Origin of the sequence: Sorangium sp. So ce385 (assembly GCF_051474135.1) — a bacterium.
In the GTDB taxonomy this organism is placed as follows: Bacteria; Myxococcota_A; Polyangia; order Polyangiales; family Polyangiaceae; genus Sorangium; species Sorangium cellulosum_D.
Map to the genome: position 1 here is coordinate 4,454,447 of NZ_CP150337.1, position 16,823 is coordinate 4,471,269.

Annotated in this window: 12 protein-coding genes; 6 read left to right on the forward strand and 6 right to left on the reverse strand. The window is 71.7% G+C overall.

Translation table 11 applies throughout. From position 1 onward, the window contains the following. Position 1: 1 nt before the first annotated feature. Together WME83_RS16515 and WME83_RS16520 are read right to left on the reverse strand one after the other, a co-directional pair. Complete coding sequence (locus WME83_RS16515; protein ID WP_437320244.1) at positions 2-4,687, reverse strand: AAA family ATPase; 4,686 nt, start codon at positions 4,685-4,687, stop codon at positions 2-4. 470 nt (positions 4,688-5,157) lie between these two features. After that, the gene (locus WME83_RS16520) at positions 5,158-5,373 is read right to left on the reverse strand and encodes a hypothetical protein (protein ID WP_437320245.1); all 216 of its coding nucleotides are present in this window, start codon (positions 5,371-5,373) and stop codon (positions 5,158-5,160) included. Between the two features lie 47 nt (positions 5,374-5,420). Here WME83_RS16520 and WME83_RS16525 point away from each other — a divergent pair, with 47 nt between their 5' ends. Both WME83_RS16525 and WME83_RS16530 read left to right on the forward strand, forming a co-directional pair. Beyond that, the gene (locus tag WME83_RS16525; RefSeq protein ID WP_437320246.1) at positions 5,421-7,379 is read left to right on the forward strand and encodes a sensor histidine kinase; all 1,959 of its coding nucleotides are present in this window, start codon (positions 5,421-5,423) and stop codon (positions 7,377-7,379) included. Beyond that, a complete protein-coding gene (locus tag WME83_RS16530; RefSeq protein WP_437320247.1) occupies positions 7,363-7,740 on the forward strand; it encodes a response regulator in 378 nt (125 codons plus the stop codon). The genes WME83_RS16525 and WME83_RS16530 overlap by 17 nt, the downstream gene beginning before the upstream one ends. Positions 7,741-7,825: 85 nt before the next feature. Here WME83_RS16530 and WME83_RS16535 read toward each other — a convergent pair whose 3' ends face one another. The 4 genes from WME83_RS16535 to WME83_RS16550 form a co-directional block, all read right to left on the reverse strand. Further along, complete coding sequence (locus WME83_RS16535) at positions 7,826-8,635, reverse strand: class I SAM-dependent methyltransferase (protein WP_437320248.1); 810 nt, start codon at positions 8,633-8,635, stop codon at positions 7,826-7,828. Between the two features lie 168 nt (positions 8,636-8,803). After that, positions 8,804-9,127 carry a hypothetical protein gene (locus tag WME83_RS16540; RefSeq protein WP_437320249.1) on the reverse strand — a complete coding sequence of 108 codons (324 nt, stop codon included), beginning with the start codon at positions 9,125-9,127 and terminating at the stop codon, positions 8,804-8,806. Positions 9,128-9,550: 423 nt separating this feature from the next. Further along, positions 9,551-10,291, reverse strand: a complete 741-nt coding sequence (locus tag WME83_RS16545; RefSeq protein ID WP_437320250.1) for a uracil-DNA glycosylase family protein — start codon at positions 10,289-10,291, stop codon at positions 9,551-9,553. Beyond that, complete coding sequence (locus WME83_RS16550) at positions 10,288-10,923, reverse strand: rhomboid family intramembrane serine protease (RefSeq protein ID WP_437320251.1); 636 nt, start codon at positions 10,921-10,923, stop codon at positions 10,288-10,290. The genes WME83_RS16545 and WME83_RS16550 overlap by 4 nt, the downstream gene beginning before the upstream one ends. A gap of 188 nt (positions 10,924-11,111) precedes the next feature. Here WME83_RS16550 and WME83_RS16555 point away from each other — a divergent pair, with 188 nt between their 5' ends. From WME83_RS16555 to meaB, 4 genes are all read left to right on the forward strand, one after another. Further along, complete coding sequence (locus WME83_RS16555) at positions 11,112-12,611, forward strand: M14 family metallopeptidase (RefSeq protein ID WP_437320252.1); 1,500 nt, start codon at positions 11,112-11,114, stop codon at positions 12,609-12,611. A gap of 101 nt (positions 12,612-12,712) precedes the next feature. Then, positions 12,713-13,165 (forward strand): VOC family protein, encoded by a 453-nt coding sequence (locus WME83_RS16560; protein ID WP_437320253.1) that lies wholly within the window; start codon positions 12,713-12,715, stop codon positions 13,163-13,165. Continuing rightward, the gene (scpA, locus tag WME83_RS16565; protein ID WP_437320254.1) at positions 13,158-15,806 is read left to right on the forward strand and encodes a methylmalonyl-CoA mutase; all 2,649 of its coding nucleotides are present in this window, start codon (positions 13,158-13,160) and stop codon (positions 15,804-15,806) included. Before WME83_RS16560 ends, scpA begins: the two co-directional genes overlap by 8 nt. Position 15,807: 1 nt before the next feature. After that, positions 15,808-16,812 (forward strand): methylmalonyl Co-A mutase-associated GTPase MeaB, encoded by a 1,005-nt coding sequence (gene meaB / locus WME83_RS16570; RefSeq protein ID WP_437320255.1) that lies wholly within the window; start codon positions 15,808-15,810, stop codon positions 16,810-16,812. Positions 16,813-16,823 lie beyond the last annotated feature (11 nt).

Here is a 16,823-nt window from a genome sequence, read left to right on the forward strand (position 1 = left end):
CTCAGGCCACCCGGGAACGGTCCGCAGGTCCGCCGGCCGGCCCCCGCGCGGGCAAGCGGTTCACCTCGTCGCGGCTCATGCACCGGAGGAGGGCCTGCCGCAGGTTCGCGTGCGTCGCCACCGAGGCGAGGTCCACCCCGATGGACACGATGGTCTGCGCCACCTCGGGCCGGATCCCGACGATGATCCCCTCCGAGCCGAGCAGCTTCGCCGCGCGCACCACGCGGATCAGGTGATCGGCCGTGGCGCTGTCCACCGACTCGAGCGCCGTCACGTCCAGGATCACGTGCCGGGATTGCTTGCGGACGATCGTGTCGAGCAACGCCTCCATCATATGAGCGGCGGCGCGAGCGTCGATGTCGCCCAGGACTGGCATCGTCAGCACGCCGTCCCACACCTCGATGATCGGGGTCGACAGGCTGCTGATGGCCTGTCGCTGCTGCTCGATGATCGCGAGCTTCTCGCTCAGGGTCGCCGCGGAGGCCTCGCGCTCCTCCAGCAACCGGCGCAGCCGCTCCTGGCTCTCGCGCAGCGTGCTCTCCGTCTGGCGGCGCTCGGCGTTCTCCAGCCGGAGCGCGCGGTAGAGCGCCGCGTTCTCCATCGAGATCGCCGCCTGCGCCGTGATGAGCTGGAGGAGCCCGAGCCGCCGCGCGCTGAACGCGCCCAGCGTGAGGTTGTTCTCCAGGTAGAGGACCCCCACGAGCGCCGACTGCCGGAGGACAGGCGCGCACAGCACGCTTCGTGGCCGCACCCGCTCGACGTACGGATCTCCGGAGAACAGCGACTGCGTGGCCGGATCGTCGAGGATGATCTGCTCGTGCGTCCGCTGGACGTACTGGAGCATCGACTCCGGCAGGAGCCCGGCGCCGAGCGCGACGTGCGGCGAGCGCACGGCGACGTCGACGCCGTCCCCGCCGACCTCGGCCGACGCCGCGATCACCAGCTCGTCGCCGCTCGCCGCCAGGAAATGGCAGCGTTCGGCGCCCGCGTGCTCGACGACGAGCCGGAGCAGCGTCGACAGCAGACTGTCTTGGTCGATCTCGGACGAGATGGCCTGACACGTCTTGACGGCCGTGAGCACGTCCATCTGGTCGAGCTGCGCGCCGGACGCCGCGCCGGCGCGGACGGGATCGGCCGCGAGCAGCCGCGAATAGCGCTGCTCCAGCTGGCGGACCTTCCCGTCGGCGCCCCAGCGCGCGTAGCAGGCCCGCGCGTCGCGGAGCAGCGCCCCGGCCATGGAGCCGAGGCCCCGGGCGAGGCAGAAGCGGCCCGCGAGCTCCTTCGAGAGCGCCTCGATCTGCACGAGCCCATGCTCGCGTGCGGACTCGGCCGCTTCATCGTACAGCCGGATGGCGTCGTCGGCCCTCCGCTCCACCCGCGCGATCTCGGCCCCGGCAAGGAGCTTCATGGCGCGGTAGTTCGCGGGACAGTTCTCCGCCCAGACCGCGAGCAGCCCCTCGTTCGCCGCGACCTCGGCCCTGTACTCGCGCTGCTTCTGCTCGTCCACGGCGTCGAAATGGCCGAGCAGGGCGAGCGTGATGTAGAGCGTGCACTCGGCGAGGAGGGCCTGGCAGCCCATGCTCCAGAGGAACGGCTTGAACCGCTCCGCCAGCCGCACAGCCTCCTCCACCTCCCCGGTGAGGAGCCGTACCTGGATCTTGCGGCCGTGATAGAAGTAGAAGGCCATGAGCGAGCTCGGGGGATTGGCCCGCTCGAACGCCTCCTCCTCGAACCCGCCGCCGTTCATCGTCGAGAGGCTCGCCGTGAGGCCGCGCAGGCACTGGATCGCCCGCTGCATGCCGACGATGATGGGGGCGGTCATGCTGCGCTCCACGCCGCCGACGATATCGAGCAGCCGCTCGCTCTCCCGGTACACCTCGTCGAGCCGGCGACCCGAGGAGATCATCAGCGACAGCTGTTGCACGCTGTTCACCGTGATGAAGGTGACGTTCCCCGAGCGGCGCCCCGCCGAGAGGCCCTCTTCCAGGACCTGCACGCAGCGGCCGAAGGGCTCGAACCACACGGCCGCGTAAGCGCCGAGCGCGGCGCTGATCATGCTCTGCCAGTAGGGCGTCCCCGTGCGGTGGGCGAGGTCGTGGCCCGTCTTCGCGAACTCGTAGCCACGGCGGTAGTCGCCGAACCTCGGCATGAGGACCATGGCGGCCGTCGCGTAGCTCATCGCCGAAGGACCGGCGTTGCCGTGGAGGACGCTGAGATAGATCGTCCTCGCCATCATCCAGTGCGCCAGCGTCTGGTCGTAGTACCAGGCCGGTACGTAGGTGATGCTGAGCACCGTCACGGCGCCCAGGATCTCGGGATCGGTCATCGGCGGCAGATCCGCGAGGGACGCGATGGGCCGGTCGCCGATCGCCGCCCAGATTTTCTCGAACTCTGCTTCCACGTCGGCGTCCGAGGCGCTCGTCGGCATGTCCATGCCGAGCATGCGCATGCAGTCCACGCACGCCTGGATCGCCTCGCCGATCGCGAGCTCGGCCGTGTGCCGCTCGATGAGGAGCCTGTAGGCGAGCTGCTTGTCGAGCTTCGTCCGGCCGTGCTCGAGGAGGAGCGCGCAGAGGCGGCGCGTCTCCGCGCCGTTGCCGGAGAGGTGCTCGCACTCCGCGAGCTCGCTGTAGAGCGCCAGCATGAGCTCGTGATCGCGGAGCCAGCTCGCTTCGTCCAGCAGCGCCGCGCCGGCCGCGAGGTACCCGGCGGCGACGCCGTGCGCCGAGGACGCCTTGGCCCTCCTGCCGGCCGCGAGGTTGAGCTCGGCCACGGCTTTGCGCTCCTCCGGGTCGGAGATGCGGGCGGCGCCGAGGTTGTACTGGTTGGTGATCGCGAAGAGCTCGTCGCCGAGCTCCGCGGATCGCGCCTTGAGCGCGCGTGCGATCCGCAGGTGCACGTCGGCCCGCTCGGCTTCCGGCGTGAGGAGATAGGCCGCCTGCTGGACGCGATCGTGGAGGAACGCGTACCCGCCGCCGGAGCGCAGGAGGAGCCCGCTCTGGACCGCAGGCGTGAGGCGTTCGTGGAGCTCGGCCTGCGGCGCCTCGCAGACGGCGGCGAGGGTGTCCATCTCGAACTCCCCGCCGATGCAGGCGGCCAGACGCAGCGGGACTATCGCTGTCTCCGGCAGCCGCCGGAGCTTGTGGAGCACCATCTCGACGACGTCGTCGGTCAGGCGCGCGGCCTCGATCTTCGCGAGATCCCAGCGCCAGACGAGCTGTTCCGGGTCGAAGACGATCAGCCCGTCCTGATCGAGCATCTTGAGGAACTGGGTCGCGAAGAACGGGTTGCCGTGCGTCTTGTCGTGGATCAACCCGGCGAGCGGCCGGGCCTCCTCGGCGCCGCACCGGAGCGCGTCGGCGACGAGCTCCGCGATGTCTTCCCGGGACAGCGGCTCGAGCGTGACGCGCTCGGTGCGGATGCCGGCCTTCTGGATCTCGTCGATGGCCGCGCTCAGGGGGTGACCGGCCCCGACCTCGTTGTCGCGGTAGGCGCCGATGAACAAGAGGTGGCGGATGTCGCCGCCCGACAGGAGGCTGACGAGGAACGAGAGGCTGGCGGCGTCCGCCCACTGGAGGTCGTCGAGGAAGAGCACGACCGGGTGCTCCGCGCTCGCGATCACCCCGAAGAGCGCCCGGAAGACCCGCTCGAACCGGCTCTTCGCCTCGCTGCCCGGCAGCGGCTCCACCGGCGGTTGCGGGCCGATGACCCGCTCCAGGCGAGGGACGATGTCGAGGATGACCTGCCCGTCCTCGCCCACCGCGTCGAGGAGCTGCCGCCGCCACTCCGCGAGTCGCGGCTTGCTCTCCATCAGCATCCGCTGCACGAACCGATCGAGGGCCTGGACGATGCCCGCGTAGGGGACCCCGCGCTCGTACTGATCGGCCTTGCCCGATACGAGGAGGCCGCGCCTGCGGACCACGGGCCGATGGAGCTCGTCCACCAGGGCGGACTTGCCGATGCCGGGGTGCCCCACGACGAGCACGAGCTCCGGCGCGCCCGCCGCGCAGCAGACGCGATCGAAGGCCGCGGAGAGCGAGGCGATCTCGGCGTCGCGGCCATAGAGCTCGTGGGGGATGCGGAGCTGCTCGGGGACGTCGCCCGCGCCGAGGGGGAACGATGAGAGCTCCTGTCCGGACTCGATCGCTCGCAGGCAGCGCGCGAGATCCCGCCCCAGCGCGGCCGCCGTCTGGTACCGGTCCTCGGGCATCTTGGCGAGCAGCTTCATCACGATGTCGCCGATGGGCGCGGGCAGGCGCGGCGCGTGCTCCGATATCGGGCGCGGGCGTCGGGCGATGTGGCAGTGCACCCACTCGATGACGCCCTCGGCCTGAAACGGCAGAGCTCCGGTGAGCAGCTCGTAGAACACGACGCCCAGCGAGTAGAGATCGGTCCGATGGTCCGCCGCCCGGCTGGTGCGGCCCGTCCGCTCGGGCGCCATGTACGGCAGCGCCTCCGGCGCGACCGCGTGCCGGCCGCCCTGCTGCCTCGCGACGCCCTCATCGGCAGCCGGGCTGACGAGCCGTGCTGTGCCGCCGCCCTCGTCCACGAGCAGGGTGCCGGGCCGGACATCCCCGTGGGGCTCAGCGCGATGAGCCGACGAGAGCGCGGCCGACGCGGCGATCGCGATCCTGAGGAACCGCGCAGGATCCATGGGCGAGCCGATGAGTTGCTTCAGCGGTAGCATGGTGGATTCCTTGAACAGGCGTTAGGGCTGGCCGTCCCCCGGCAGGCTCCCGGCACCGTCGCGGCGCAACCCTCATCGCGAGTTTGCAAAGGCAGATCGAGCTGGATGACCGCGCTGCGACAGGCGCCATGGGCCGCACCGCGGACACCGAACACCTCCCCGCCGCCCCCGTCCCGAAGCGCCGTCCCGCGGAAAGCGAGAAGAGCAGTCAGAGCCCTCTTCGCGAAGATGCCTTGGTCGGGGAACAATTTCAACCGGTTCCGCGCCCGATCGCGCGCGGCGCCTCGCGGTCGAGGGCGCGCTTGATGAGCCTGCCGGAGCGCGGCGCGCTCGTCGCCGTCGACGGACCACTGCCTCGCTCTCGCCGATCAGCCTGCTCGGCTGCGGGACGATGGATGCTGCCCGACATCGGGGCGCATCGGGCGTCGTCACGGTCCACCCGCTCGTGTGCCCAGCGGTGCGCGAAACGATCAGGATTCTCGATAAGGGGCCAGAGCGAAGGCGGACCACGACAGGAGCCCGCCGGCGGCGTCCTCGCCGCTCTCCGAAGGGCGCCCGGGCCGCGCGCCCTGGGCGGCGAACCAGGGTAGGGCTCGATCGCCGACCGGCTCGTCGCGCTGCGTCCTCAGGAGCGGTGCCGTCGCGCCCACCTTGACAACCTGATAGCCCTTCGCACGATTCGTCATCGTGGGGGCTCATGCGTACCGGGACCGACGATCACACAGAGCCAGGCGTGCTCGTTGTCGACCATGCCCGCCACCCGGGGCTGGGCGAGCCCGCGCCCTCGGAGCGCGCTGAGAGCGCGGGCCTCGGGCCGCATGGGGCCGCCTCCGGCTGCCCGCCGGAGCAGCGTACGGACGACCTCGGGACGAAGACCTCTTCGCCCGGGAGCGGCCGAAGAGGCCAATCAAGCGCGGTCGCGATCGACATTCCGACGGACATCGCTCGCAAGTGGCAGGAGATGACCGATCTCCTCGCGGAGATCCTGCGCGTCCCGGCCGCTCTGATCATGAGGGTCGAGCCGCCCGAGATCGTCGTCTGCGTCTCCAGCGAGTCGATGGGGAACCCTTATGAGCCCAACGAACGCGCGCGTCTCGACACCGGGCTCTACTGCGAGACCGTGATGAAGACCCGAATGCCGCTGCTGGTCCCTGACGCCTCGAAAGACGAGCGGTGGGAGTCGAGTCCGGATGTCAAGCTCGGGATGATATCCTATCTCGGTTTCCCGATCGCCTGGCCCACGGGGGATATCTTCGGAACCATCTGCGTGCTGGATGACCGCGCGAACAAATACAGCAAGACCTACCAGGCGCTCTTGGCGCAGTGTCGCGACGTGATCGAGGTGGACTTGAAATCCATCTTCGCCTTCGACGCTCGCCTGACAGAAGAAGCCCGGGCGAAAGAGCGGCTGGAGCAGCAGGTCGCCGAGCGCACCGCCGAGCTCAGGCGCGAGATCGCGGAGCACGAGCAGACGGAGGCGGCGCTGCGGAAGGTCGCGGAGGAGCGCAGGCGCGCGGAGGAGGCGTTGCGCACGAGCCAGGAGCTCCTGCGCGCCATCATCGACAGCTCGACGGCCATCGTCTCCGTCAAGGACATCGAGGGGCGCTACATCCTCGTCAACCGCCGCTTCGAGGAGCTGTTCGGCATCACCCGCGAGGCCATCGTGGGCAAGAGCGACGATGACGTGTTCTCCCGGGAGCACGCCGAGGCGCTTCGCGCCTTCGACCAGCGGGCGCTCCTCGCTGGGACGGCGCTGGAAGACGAGGAGGTGATGCCTCAGGACGATGGCGTGCACACCTATCTCGCCATCAAGTTCCCGCTGCGCGACGCTGCCGGCGTCCCGTACGCGGTGGGCGGCATCTCCACGGACATCACGGAGCGGAAGAAGATCGAGGCGGAGCGCGCCCTGCTCCTGGAGGACGAGCAGAGGGCCCGGGCCGCCGCCGAAGCAGCGGTGCGGATGCGCGACGACTTCGTGTCGATCGCCTCTCATGAGCTCTATACCCCCATCGCGGGCCTGAAGCTCGCCGTGCAAGGCTTGATGCGTGAGGCGACGACGCTCCCCGCCGGCGCGGAGAGGCTGGCCGCGATGGCCGAGCGGCAGTGCCGGCGGCTCGTCAGGCTCATTGAAGATCTGCTCAACGTGGCTCGGATCCAGGCAGGCAAGCTCGAGCTGAAGCTGGGAGAGGTCGATCTCCGGGCGCTTTCGCGCGAGGTCGTGGAGGACTTCGACGTGGAGCTGAAGCAATCCGGAAGTACGGTGACATGGCGGGCCGACGCTCCCGTCGTGGGCATGTGGGACAGGGCCCGTCTGGAGCAGGTGGTGACGAACCTGGTGCTGAACGCCATCAAGTATGGGAGGGGCAAGCCGATCGAGATCAGCGTCGCGGCCGTGGGCGACATGGCCAGGCTGGTCGTCGCCGATCACGGCATCGGGATCGACGCGAGCTGCGTGCCGTATATCTTCGAACGCTTCGAGCGAGGCGTCTCGGCGCAGCACTACGGCGGTCTCGGCCTGGGGCTGTACATCAGCCGCCGGATCGTGAACGCCCATGGCGGCTCGATCCGCGTCGAGAGCGAGCTCGGCGCGGGGGCGGCCTTCATCGTGGACCTCCCCCTGCGCCGGCGCCGCCACGCTCTGCCGACCGAGGTGTCCCCGCCGGCCGGAGGTCCCGATGAGCCCGCAGGATGATCGTCGCGACGGTGTCCTGATCGTCGATGACGACAGCGGGTTTCGCTCTGTCGTGGAGGAGCTCTTGCAGGCGTTCGGCTACGAGGTCGTCTGCGCGGAGAACGGCTCGGTGGCGCTGGATCTGCTCCGCCGCGGCCTCCGCCCGAGCATCATCCTGCTCGACCTCATGATGCCGGAGCTCAACGGCTGGGAGTTTCTCGCGCTCAAGCGACAGGAGCCCGCGCTGGCGAGCATCCCGGTGGCGATCCTGTCGGGCGTCGACGCTCTGGAGGCCAAAGCGGCCACCCTGGACGCGTGCGCGCTGCTCAAGAAGCCGCTCGATCTCGACACCCTTCTCGCCGTGGTCGCGCGGACACAATGAGCTCGCGTCGGGGAGCGCGCCTTTGCGCCTTTGCGTTGAGCTCTCTCGCTCTCCGGAGCCCTGGCCGGACTCCTGGTGGGTGGAGCTAGCGCGCTCCGACGCCCAGGTTGGCGACCATCCCGAGGCGCTGAGGGCCCTTACCGAACCGCGCCTGCAGCCGGCCGAGGATCGCCTCGCCGAGCTCGTCCCAGCGCGCCTCGCCGAGCTTGTCCCGCAGGAGCACCAGCGGCGCGTTGCTCCGGCGCATCGAGCCCCAGAGCTCTTCGGTCGACGTCGCCTCCCAGGCGTGCTCGACCTCGCGCACCGAGACGTCGCGAAACCCAGCGGCCTCCATCTCGGCGCGGAACTCCCCCGGATCTCCGAGCGGCGACTTGCCCTCGCCGAACGGCAGCCCGGGCAGCTCGGCGCGGATCGCCGAGAAGAGCTCGTCCATGATGGGCGACCGGTCCATCGGCGCCCAGCTCCCGACGACGGCCCGGCCGCCCGGGCGCAGCACCCGGAAGAGCTCGCGGAAGCCGCGATCGCGGTCGGGGAAGAACATCAGCCCGAACATCGAGAAGGCGGCGTCGAAGGAGCCGTCCTCGAAGGGCAGCGCCATGCCGTCGCCGACGCGGGCGTCCACCGCGAGCCCCGCGCGCGCGGCGCGGTCGCGCAGCCGCTCGACCATCGCCGGGGCGAAGTCGAGGGCGGTCACCTGCGCCTCCCGGGCGGCGAGGAGGGACAGGGTGCCTGGCCCGGCGGCCACGTCGAGCACGCGCGCGCCTGGGCCGATGGCGGCGAGCCGGAGGGCGTCGGCGGCGTATCTCTCGAAGTGGGGGACGATGTCGACGGCGTAGTCGTCGGCGACCAGGTCCCATGCGACCGGGGTGGCGAGAGGGCTGGGGGGCTGGGTCATCGGCGACGTTGCTATCACGCGCGCGCCGAGCCGATCCAGCCGGCGCTGCACGGCGGCGCCCCACGATGCCCGGAAGATGCGAAACGACCTACAACCGGAGAAGCTGTACGGATCGGGGCGCCGTCCTCCCGCGCGGCGCCCCTTCGAGCGCCCGCGCCGGCGTGGCCATCACTGTGCGACCGCGCCCTCGCGGCGATTCGCCACACGCGCCAGCGCCTTCGCCCCGGCCCTCGCGCCGGCGGGGCGCGCCGCCGCCTCCGGCGAGCCCGGCTCCGCGTCCGCGCCCTTGTCGCCCTTCTCCTCCTCCGTGTCCGTCGCGTCGGCGCCGGCCTCGGTCGCGTCGTGCGGCGGCAGCACGGCCTTCGCGGTCGACACGAGCAGCACGCTGGTCAGCGCCACGACGCTCGCCGATCCGGCGACGAACACCGCGATATGCATCATGGTGCGCTGGAGGAGGCTGCCTTCATTCAACTTCCGGAGGATCTTCGACATGGTGCTACCTGCCTCGTTCGCGAGCGCCCGCCCGCCGCCAGCGCCTTTGCTGCCTGTCAATGCGAGCCTCGTGCCACCAGCCCTCCGGCGGATCCACCGCATGGATCACAGGGCTTCTGGGGTTGCTCTGCCAAAGTGGACACGTCGGCGACCTGTACAATGGCGCATCCTGCCAAAATGACAATCCGTTTTACGGACGCGGCGCGACCGCGGTGTGCTCGGCCGTCGTAGCGCATCGTTGCGCGTCGTTACGCAAGGAATACGGCGCACGCCCGACGGAGTTGTCGGCCGTTTCTTGCTGTCGGCGCATCTCCTGATCTGCCGGCCTGGCCGTCCTCGACAGGATGTCCGCGCATCGTCGGGAGAAGCCTCTCCGCGCGGTTTCCGCGGCTCTTCCGCGCGACGAGCGCGTCGTTCGCGCGCCTACGGCGGATCGTCAGGCGCCGCGGCCGCAGCGGGTGCGGCGCCCGCGAACGCGCGCGCGGCCTCGGGGTGCTCCGCGATGAGGCGGAGCGCGCGGCCGAGGAGCGAGACCCCCGGCTCGGTCTTGTGCCAGGTCGACGCGCCGCTCGGGTGCGGCAGGCAGATGACGTCGGCCTCGACGCCGTGAAAGCGCGCCCGCCGCGCCTCGCCGATCACGCCCGCGAGCGGACCTCGGTGGCCGAGCACCTGCTCCGCCGCCAGGCCGCCCACCGGCAGGATCAGCCGCGGCTCCAGGATCGCCACCTCGCGCGCAAGGTGCGTCCGGCAGCGCAGGATCTCCTCGGGATCGGGCTTGCGGTCGCCGCCGCCCTTCGCCTTGCCGGGGAAGCAGCGCGCGACGGCCGACATGTAGACGCGCCGCCGGAGCTCGTCCTCGCGCACGCCGAGCGCCGCCTCGAACCAGCGGAACAGGGTGCGGCCCGCGGTCCACGCGAACGGGCGGCCGAGGCTGCCCTCGCGCGGGCCGGGCGCCTGGCCGATGAGCAGGATCCGGCTCGGGACGGGCGGACCGTGCACGACCGGGCCGATCATCTTCGGGCAGGCGCGGCACGCTTCGAGCTCGCGGTGGAGCGCGGCGAGCCGCTCCTCCGTGGCGAGCCGGTTCTCCGCGGCGAGCCGGTTCTCCGCGGCGAGCCGCTCCTCCGCGCTCAGGACGGGAAGGCGGAGCGCGGGGCGCCTCATCGCCTCGACATCGCCATCGAGCGCCTTCCGGCGCCGGCGCCGGCGGCCTGCGCGCGCAGGCGGCCGCCGAGGAGGCGCGCGGCGAGGACGCCGCCGAGGAAGCCGAAGAGATGGCCCTCCCAGGAGATGCCCACCTGCGTCGGGAGCACGCCCCAGATCATCCCGCCGTAGACGAAGCCGACCACCAGCGAGAGCGCGATCGAGAGCAGGCTCCGCTCGAACCAGCCGCGGAGGAGCAGGAAGCCGAAATACCCGAAGATGACGCCGCTCGCGCCGATGTGCACCGAGCTGCTCGACCCGATGAGCCAGACCCCGAGGCCGCCCACGAGCGCCGAGAGGAGCGTCACGAGGAAGAGGTCGCTCGTCCTGCGGAGCAGGATCAGCCAGCCGAGCGCGACGAACGGGACCGTGTTCGCCACGAGGTGCGCGAACCCGCCGTGCAGCCACGGCGCGAGCGCGATGCCGACGAGGCCCGGGATCGTCCGAGGACGGATTCCCAGGGCATCGAGCGATCCGCGGAACACCGCGACGTCGACGATCTCGATCGCCCAGAGGAGCGCGACGACGCCTCCGAGCAGCGCCGCATGCAGCTTGAGCTCACGGGTGATCGCCCTGGTTTCGCTGGTGCTCATCCTGTCCTCGCCGGCCCGCCGAGAGGGGCCCCACGCTTCGAGCCTAGCTCGTGCAACAGCCACGCGCGCGCGCTCTTCCCGCTTCCCGCCTCTTCTTCCCGCCTCTTCTTCCCGCCTCTTCCCACGAGGCGCGCCCCCGGTGCCGATAGCTGTCCCGTCCGCCGAACGGCGCGGTAGAGATCGGGCTCATGCTGCTCACCCGCGCTGAAGCCACCGGATTCCGCGAGACATCCCTCCACGCCGACGTAATGCGCTTCGTCCGCGCGCTGGAGGCCCGCAACGACCCGCGCCTCGCCGTGACGACCTTCGGGACCAGCCCGGGCGGACGGGAGCTGCCGCTGCTCGTGCTGTCGAAGGACGGCGTGCGCTCGCCGGCCGAGGCGCGCCGCGCAGGGCGCCCGGTGGTGCTGATGCTCGACGGGATCCACCCGGGCGAGGTGGAGGGCAAGGAGGCCAGCCTCGCGCTCGTCCGCGACCTGCTCGACGGCCGGCACCCCGACTGGCTCGACACGCTCGTGCTCCTCGTCGTGCCGCTGTTCAACGCGGACGGCAACGACGCGCTCGACCCGCAGAACCGCCGCCTCGACCTGAAGAAGCTCACCGGCCAGCCCGGCCCCGTCGTCGGCACCCGGACGCAGAGCCAGGGCATCAACCTGAACCGCGACTACCTCCGCCAGGCCGCGCCCGAGATGCGCCTGCTCCAGGAGCGCGTGTGCATCCCGTGGGCGCCCGATCTCACCATCGACAACCACGCGACCAACGGCTCGGTGCACCGGTTCCACATGACGGTCGACGTGCCGCACACCGCCGCGTCGGGGCGCGCCGAGCCGATCGCGATGGTGCGCGACCGCCTGGTCCCCGAGGTGACGGCCGCGGTGCGCAAGCGCGGCTTCGAGAGCGGCTGGTACGGCAACTTCGTCGAGGACGAGCGCGCGCTCGACGCGGGCGGCGACGCGGATCCGGCGGCGGCCGTCGGGCTCGGCTGGATGACCTACCCGCACCACCCGCGGTTCGGCTCGAACTACCGCGGGCTCACGGGCCGGCTCGACCTGCTGCTCGAGTGCTACAGCTACCTCTCGTTCGAGGAGCGGGTCCAGACCGCGTCGGCGTGGCAGATCGAGACCCTCTCCTGGGCCGCCGCGCACGCGGACGCCATCCGCGAGGTCGTGGCCTCGAGCGCCCGGCCGCCGGATCGCGTCGCGGTCCGCTACCGCCTCGAGCCGACCGCGACCCCGATCGACGTCCTCACGCGCAGCCCGCGGGCGTTCGACGGCGAGCCGGTCACCGTGCGGATCCCGCACCTCGCGCGGTTCGTCGGGACGACCGTTGTCGATCGGCCGCGGGCCTACCTCGTGCCGCCGGCGCTCGCCGAGGCGCTGCGCCGGCACGGGCTCCGCGTCGCGCCGGCCGAGGGCGTGCACGACGTCGAGGTCGCCCGGGTGGCGTCGCTCGGCGCCGAGCACGGCCGCGCGATCCTCGAGGCGGCCCAGGTCGGCGAGGTGGCCGTCGAATGGCGCGCGGAGGCCCGGCGCGCCCCGGAGGGGTGGTCCCGGGTCGACACCGAGCAGCCGCTCGGCGCGATCGCCGTGTACCTGTGCGAGCCCGAGAGCGACGACGGGGCGGCCGAGAACGGCCTGATCGCGGCGCCCGCCGTCGGGGACGAGCACCCGGCGTGGCGGGTCCGGTGAGCCCGGAGGCTTCACATTTCTCCCGCGTTCTGCTTTTCACAGGTGGCGATCGCTCCACATCCTCGCTGCTCGATGCCGCTCGCTGACCTGGAGGAGGGCGCATGAAGGACCAGATTCCCGGCTTTCTGTTCATCGACCACGTCGCCATGGCCGTGCCCGCCGGGCAGCTCGACGCGCAGGTGAAGGCCTACGAGCTGCTCGGCTTCCGCGAGGTGCACCGGGAGGAGGTCCGGGGCACGGATCAGGTCCGCGAGGTGATGCTCCGCGTCGGCGACAGCGACAATCACATCCAGCTCCTCGAGCCGCTCTCCGCCGAGTCGCCCGTCCAGAAGCTCATCGACAAGAACGGCGGCCGCGGCGGCTTCGCCCACGTCGCCTACCGGGTCAGCGACGTCCAGGCGGCCTTCGACGAGCTCAAGGCGCGGGGCTTCCGCATCATCGACGCGGCGCCCCGGCCCGGCTCCCGGGGCACCACGATCTTCTTCATGCACCCGAAGTCGCGCGACGACGCGCCGTTCGGCCACCTCATCGAGGTCGTGGCGTCCCATGGATGACAGGCTCTTCTCCGAGTTCGCGCCGGCCGCGCTGGAGACGTGGAGACAGGCGCTCGCGCGGGACCTCAAGGGCAAGACCGCGGACGACCTCTCCTGGGCGAGCGCCGAGGGGCTGCTCGTGCCGCCGATCTTCGCGCCGGACGGCCCCCCGCTCCCCGCCGCGGAGGGCGGGCCGCTCGTGGAGTCGCTCGTCGCCGAGCTCCGGGGCGGCGCGTCGGAGCTGCGCTTCACGCTCGGCTGCAGCTATTTCTTCGAGATCGCCCGCCTCCGCGCCGCGCGCCTCCTCGCCGAGCGCCTGCGGCCGGGCGCCACCCTCACCGCGGTCATCCCGTCGGCCGCCGTGCCCGGCGACGAGCCGCACAAGAACCTGCTCCGCGGCATCGTGGCGATGATGGCGGCCGTGGCCGGCGGCGCGGACGACGTCGTGATCACGCCGCCCGAGCGCCTGCTCGGCAACGCCCGGGTCATCCTCCGCGAGGAGGCCCGCTTCGAGGCCGGGGGCAGCCCGGCCGCGGGCTGCTGGTACGTCGAGCAGCTCACCCGGAGCCTCGCCCAAGCGGCGCTGCGCCAGATCGACGGCGCCGCGGAGCTCCCCGCGCCGGCCGCATCTCCGGAGGACACGGGGCCCCTCGAGCACCTCGGCTTCACCGCCGGGATTCCGCCGTTCCTGCGCGGGCCGTATACGAGCATGTACGTGGTCCGCCCGTGGACGATCCGCCAGTACGCCGGGTATTCCACGGCCGAGGAGTCGAACGCGTTTTACCGGCGCAACCTGGCGGCCGGGCAGACCGGGCTCTCGGTCGCCTTCGACCTCGCGACCCACCGCGGCTACGACTCGGACCACCCGCGCGTGGTCGGCGACGTGGGGAAGGCCGGCGTGGCCATCGACACCGTGGAGGACATGAAGATCCTCTTCGACCAGATACCGCTCGACAAGATGAGCGTGTCGATGACGATGAACGGCGCTGTGCTCCCCGTCATGGCGTTTTACATCGTCGCCGCCGAGGAGCAGGGCGTGCGGTCAGAGCTCCTCTCCGGGACCATCCAGAACGACATCCTCAAGGAGTTCATGGTCCGGAACACGTATATCTACCCGCCGGCGCCGTCGATGCGGATCGTCGCCGACATCTTCCGGTTCGCCGCCGAGAAGATGCCGAAGTTCAACTCGATCAGCATCAGCGGCTATCACATGCAGGAGGCGGGGGCGACCGCCGAGCTGGAGCTCGCGTACACGCTCGCCGACGGCCTCGAGTACCTGCGCACCGGCATCGCGTCGGGCATGGATATCGACGATTTCGCCGGTCGATTCTCGTTCTTCTTCGGGATCGGCATGGACCATTTCACCGAGATCGCCAAGCTGCGGGCGGCGCGGCTCCTCTGGGCGAAGATCGTGAAGGGCTTCCAGCCGAAGAGCCCGAAGTCGATGGCGCTCAGGACGCACTGCCAGACGTCGGGCTGGAGCCTCACCGAGCAGGACCCGTTCAACAACATCACGCGCACGGCCATCGAGGCGCTCGCGGCCGTGCTCGGCGGCACCCAGTCGCTGCACACGAACGCCCTGGACGAGGCGCTGGCGCTCCCCTCGGACTTCTCGGCCAAGGTCGCGCGCGACACCCAGCTCTTCTTGCAGAGGGAGACGGACGTCTGCCGCGTCATCGACCCGTGGGGCGGCTCGCACCACGTCGAGCGCCTCACGGACCGGCTGGCGCGGCGCGCGTGGCAGTTCATCCAGGAGGTGGAGTCGCTGGGCGGCATGGTCAAGGCGATCGAGAACGGCCTGCCCAAGATGCGGATCGAGGAGGCGGCGGCCCGCAAGCAGGCGCGCATCGACGCGGGGCGCGACATCATCGTCGGCGTCAACGCGTACCGGCTGGAGCGGGAGGCGCCGCTCGAGCTGCGCGAGGTCGACAACACCGCGGTGCGCGAGCGCCAGGTCGCGCGGCTCGGCGCCGTGAAGGCGGCCCGCGCCGAGGCCGCGGTGGGCGAGGCGCTGGCCGCGCTCGCGCGCGCCGCCGCGACGGGCGAGGGGAACCTGCTCGCGCTGGCCGTGGACGCCGCGCGCCGCCGCGCGACGCTCGGCGAGATCTCCGAGGCGCTGGAGCGCGTCTTCGGCCGCTACGAGGCCCCGGTGCGCGCGGTCAGCGGCGTGTACGGCGCGGAGATCCGCGACGCGGGCGCGGGCCGCGAGGTGGAGGCGCTCGTCCGCGAGTTCGCGGCCCTCGAGGGCCGCCGCCCGCGCATCCTGGTCGCCAAGATGGGTCAGGACGGGCACGACCGGGGCATGAAGGTGATCGCGACCGCCTTCGCGGATCTCGGGTTCGACGTCGACATCGGCCCGCTCTTCCAGACGCCGGACGAGGTGGCGCGGCACGCCGTCGAGAACGACGTCCACGTGGTCGGCGTCTCCTCGCTCGCGGGCGGCCACAAGACGCTGGTGCCCCAGCTGCTCGACGCGCTCGGGGCGGCCGGCCGCGGGGACATCCTCGTCGTGGCCGGCGGGGTGATCCCGCCGCAGGACTACCGCTATCTCGAGGAGCGCGGCGTCGCCGGCGTCTTCGGGCCGGGGACGGTCATCCCCGAGGCCGCGGCGCGGATCGTGCGCACGCTGATCGACAGGCTCTCCGCGCAGGAGGCTCGCTAGGTTGAAGCCGGATCCGAGGCAGCTCGTCGACGGCCTCGTCGCGGGCGACCGCGCGGCGCTCGCGCGCGCGATCACGCTGGCCGAGAGCGCGCTCCCCCGCCATCGGGAGCTCGCCGAGGAGGTCCTGGAGCTGTGTTTGCCACACGCATTGCCGCGCGCGGGCGGCGCCGTGCGCCTCGGCGTCAGCGGCGTGCCGGGCGTCGGCAAGAGCACGTTCGTCGACGCGCTCGGCGTGCACCTCGTGCGCGAGCGGGAGGAGACGGTCGCCGTGCTCGCGGTCGATCCGACGAGCCCCGTTCACGGCGGGAGCATCCTCGGCGACAAGACGCGGATGCCGCGGCTGGCGAGCGATCGGCGGGCGTTCATCCGCCCGTCGCCGTCGGGCGGCTCGCTCGGCGGCGTGGCGCGGGCGACGCGCCAGGCCATCGTGCTCTGCGAGGCGGCCGGCTACCGCAACATCCTGGTGGAGACCGTCGGCGTCGGGCAGTCCGAGGTCGCGGTCGCCGACATGACGGATTGCTTTTTGCTGCTCATGCTGCCCGGGGCCGGGGACGAGCTTCAGGGCATGAAGCGGGGGATCATGGAGCTCGTCGACCTCGTGATCATCAACAAGGCCGACGGCGGGAGCGAGGGCCGGGCCGCGCGCGCTCGGAGCGAGTACGAGGCCGCGCTGCACCTGTTCCCGCCGCCGCCCCACGGCTGGGCGCCGGTGGTGGGCGTCTGCTCGGCCCAGGAGAACCGCGGCGTCCGCGAGGCGTGGGAGCTGGTGCTGCGCCACCGCGCGCACATGCAGGAGAGCGGCTGGCTGCACCGCCGCCGGGCCGCGCAGGCGCGCCGCTGGCTCGTCGAGCTGATCGAGGGGCACCTGCGCGAGGCGTTCCTGCGGAGCGACGCCGTGCGCGAGCGGATGCCGGGGCTGGAGGGCCTGGTCGAGGCCGGCGCGCTGAGCCCGCTGCGGGCCGCGCGGCAGCTGCTGGAGGCCTGGGAGGCGGGCGGGAAGGGGTGACGGGGGGCCAC

Bases quoted from the DNA above. Each gene is read 5' to 3' on its own strand.
- WME83_RS16515 (WP_437320244.1), bottom strand. From the start codon at position 4,687: ATGCTACCGCTGAAGCAACTCATCGGCTCGCCCATGGATCCTGCGCGG.
- WME83_RS16520 (WP_437320245.1), bottom strand. From the start codon at position 5,373: ATGACGAATCGTGCGAAGGGCTATCAGGTTGTCAAGGTGGGCGCGACG.
- WME83_RS16530 (WP_437320247.1), top strand. From the start codon at position 7,363: ATGAGCCCGCAGGATGATCGTCGCGACGGTGTCCTGATCGTCGATGAC.
- WME83_RS16535 (WP_437320248.1), bottom strand. From the start codon at position 8,635: ATGACCCAGCCCCCCAGCCCTCTCGCCACCCCGGTCGCATGGGACCTG.
- WME83_RS16540 (WP_437320249.1), bottom strand. From the start codon at position 9,127: ATGTCGAAGATCCTCCGGAAGTTGAATGAAGGCAGCCTCCTCCAGCGC.
- WME83_RS16545 (WP_437320250.1), bottom strand. From the start codon at position 10,291: ATGAGGCGCCCCGCGCTCCGCCTTCCCGTCCTGAGCGCGGAGGAGCGG.
- WME83_RS16550 (WP_437320251.1), bottom strand. From the start codon at position 10,923: ATGAGCACCAGCGAAACCAGGGCGATCACCCGTGAGCTCAAGCTGCAT.
- WME83_RS16555 (WP_437320252.1), top strand. From the start codon at position 11,112: ATGCTGCTCACCCGCGCTGAAGCCACCGGATTCCGCGAGACATCCCTC.
- WME83_RS16560 (WP_437320253.1), top strand. From the start codon at position 12,713: ATGAAGGACCAGATTCCCGGCTTTCTGTTCATCGACCACGTCGCCATG.
- scpA (WP_437320254.1), top strand. From the start codon at position 13,158: ATGGATGACAGGCTCTTCTCCGAGTTCGCGCCGGCCGCGCTGGAGACG.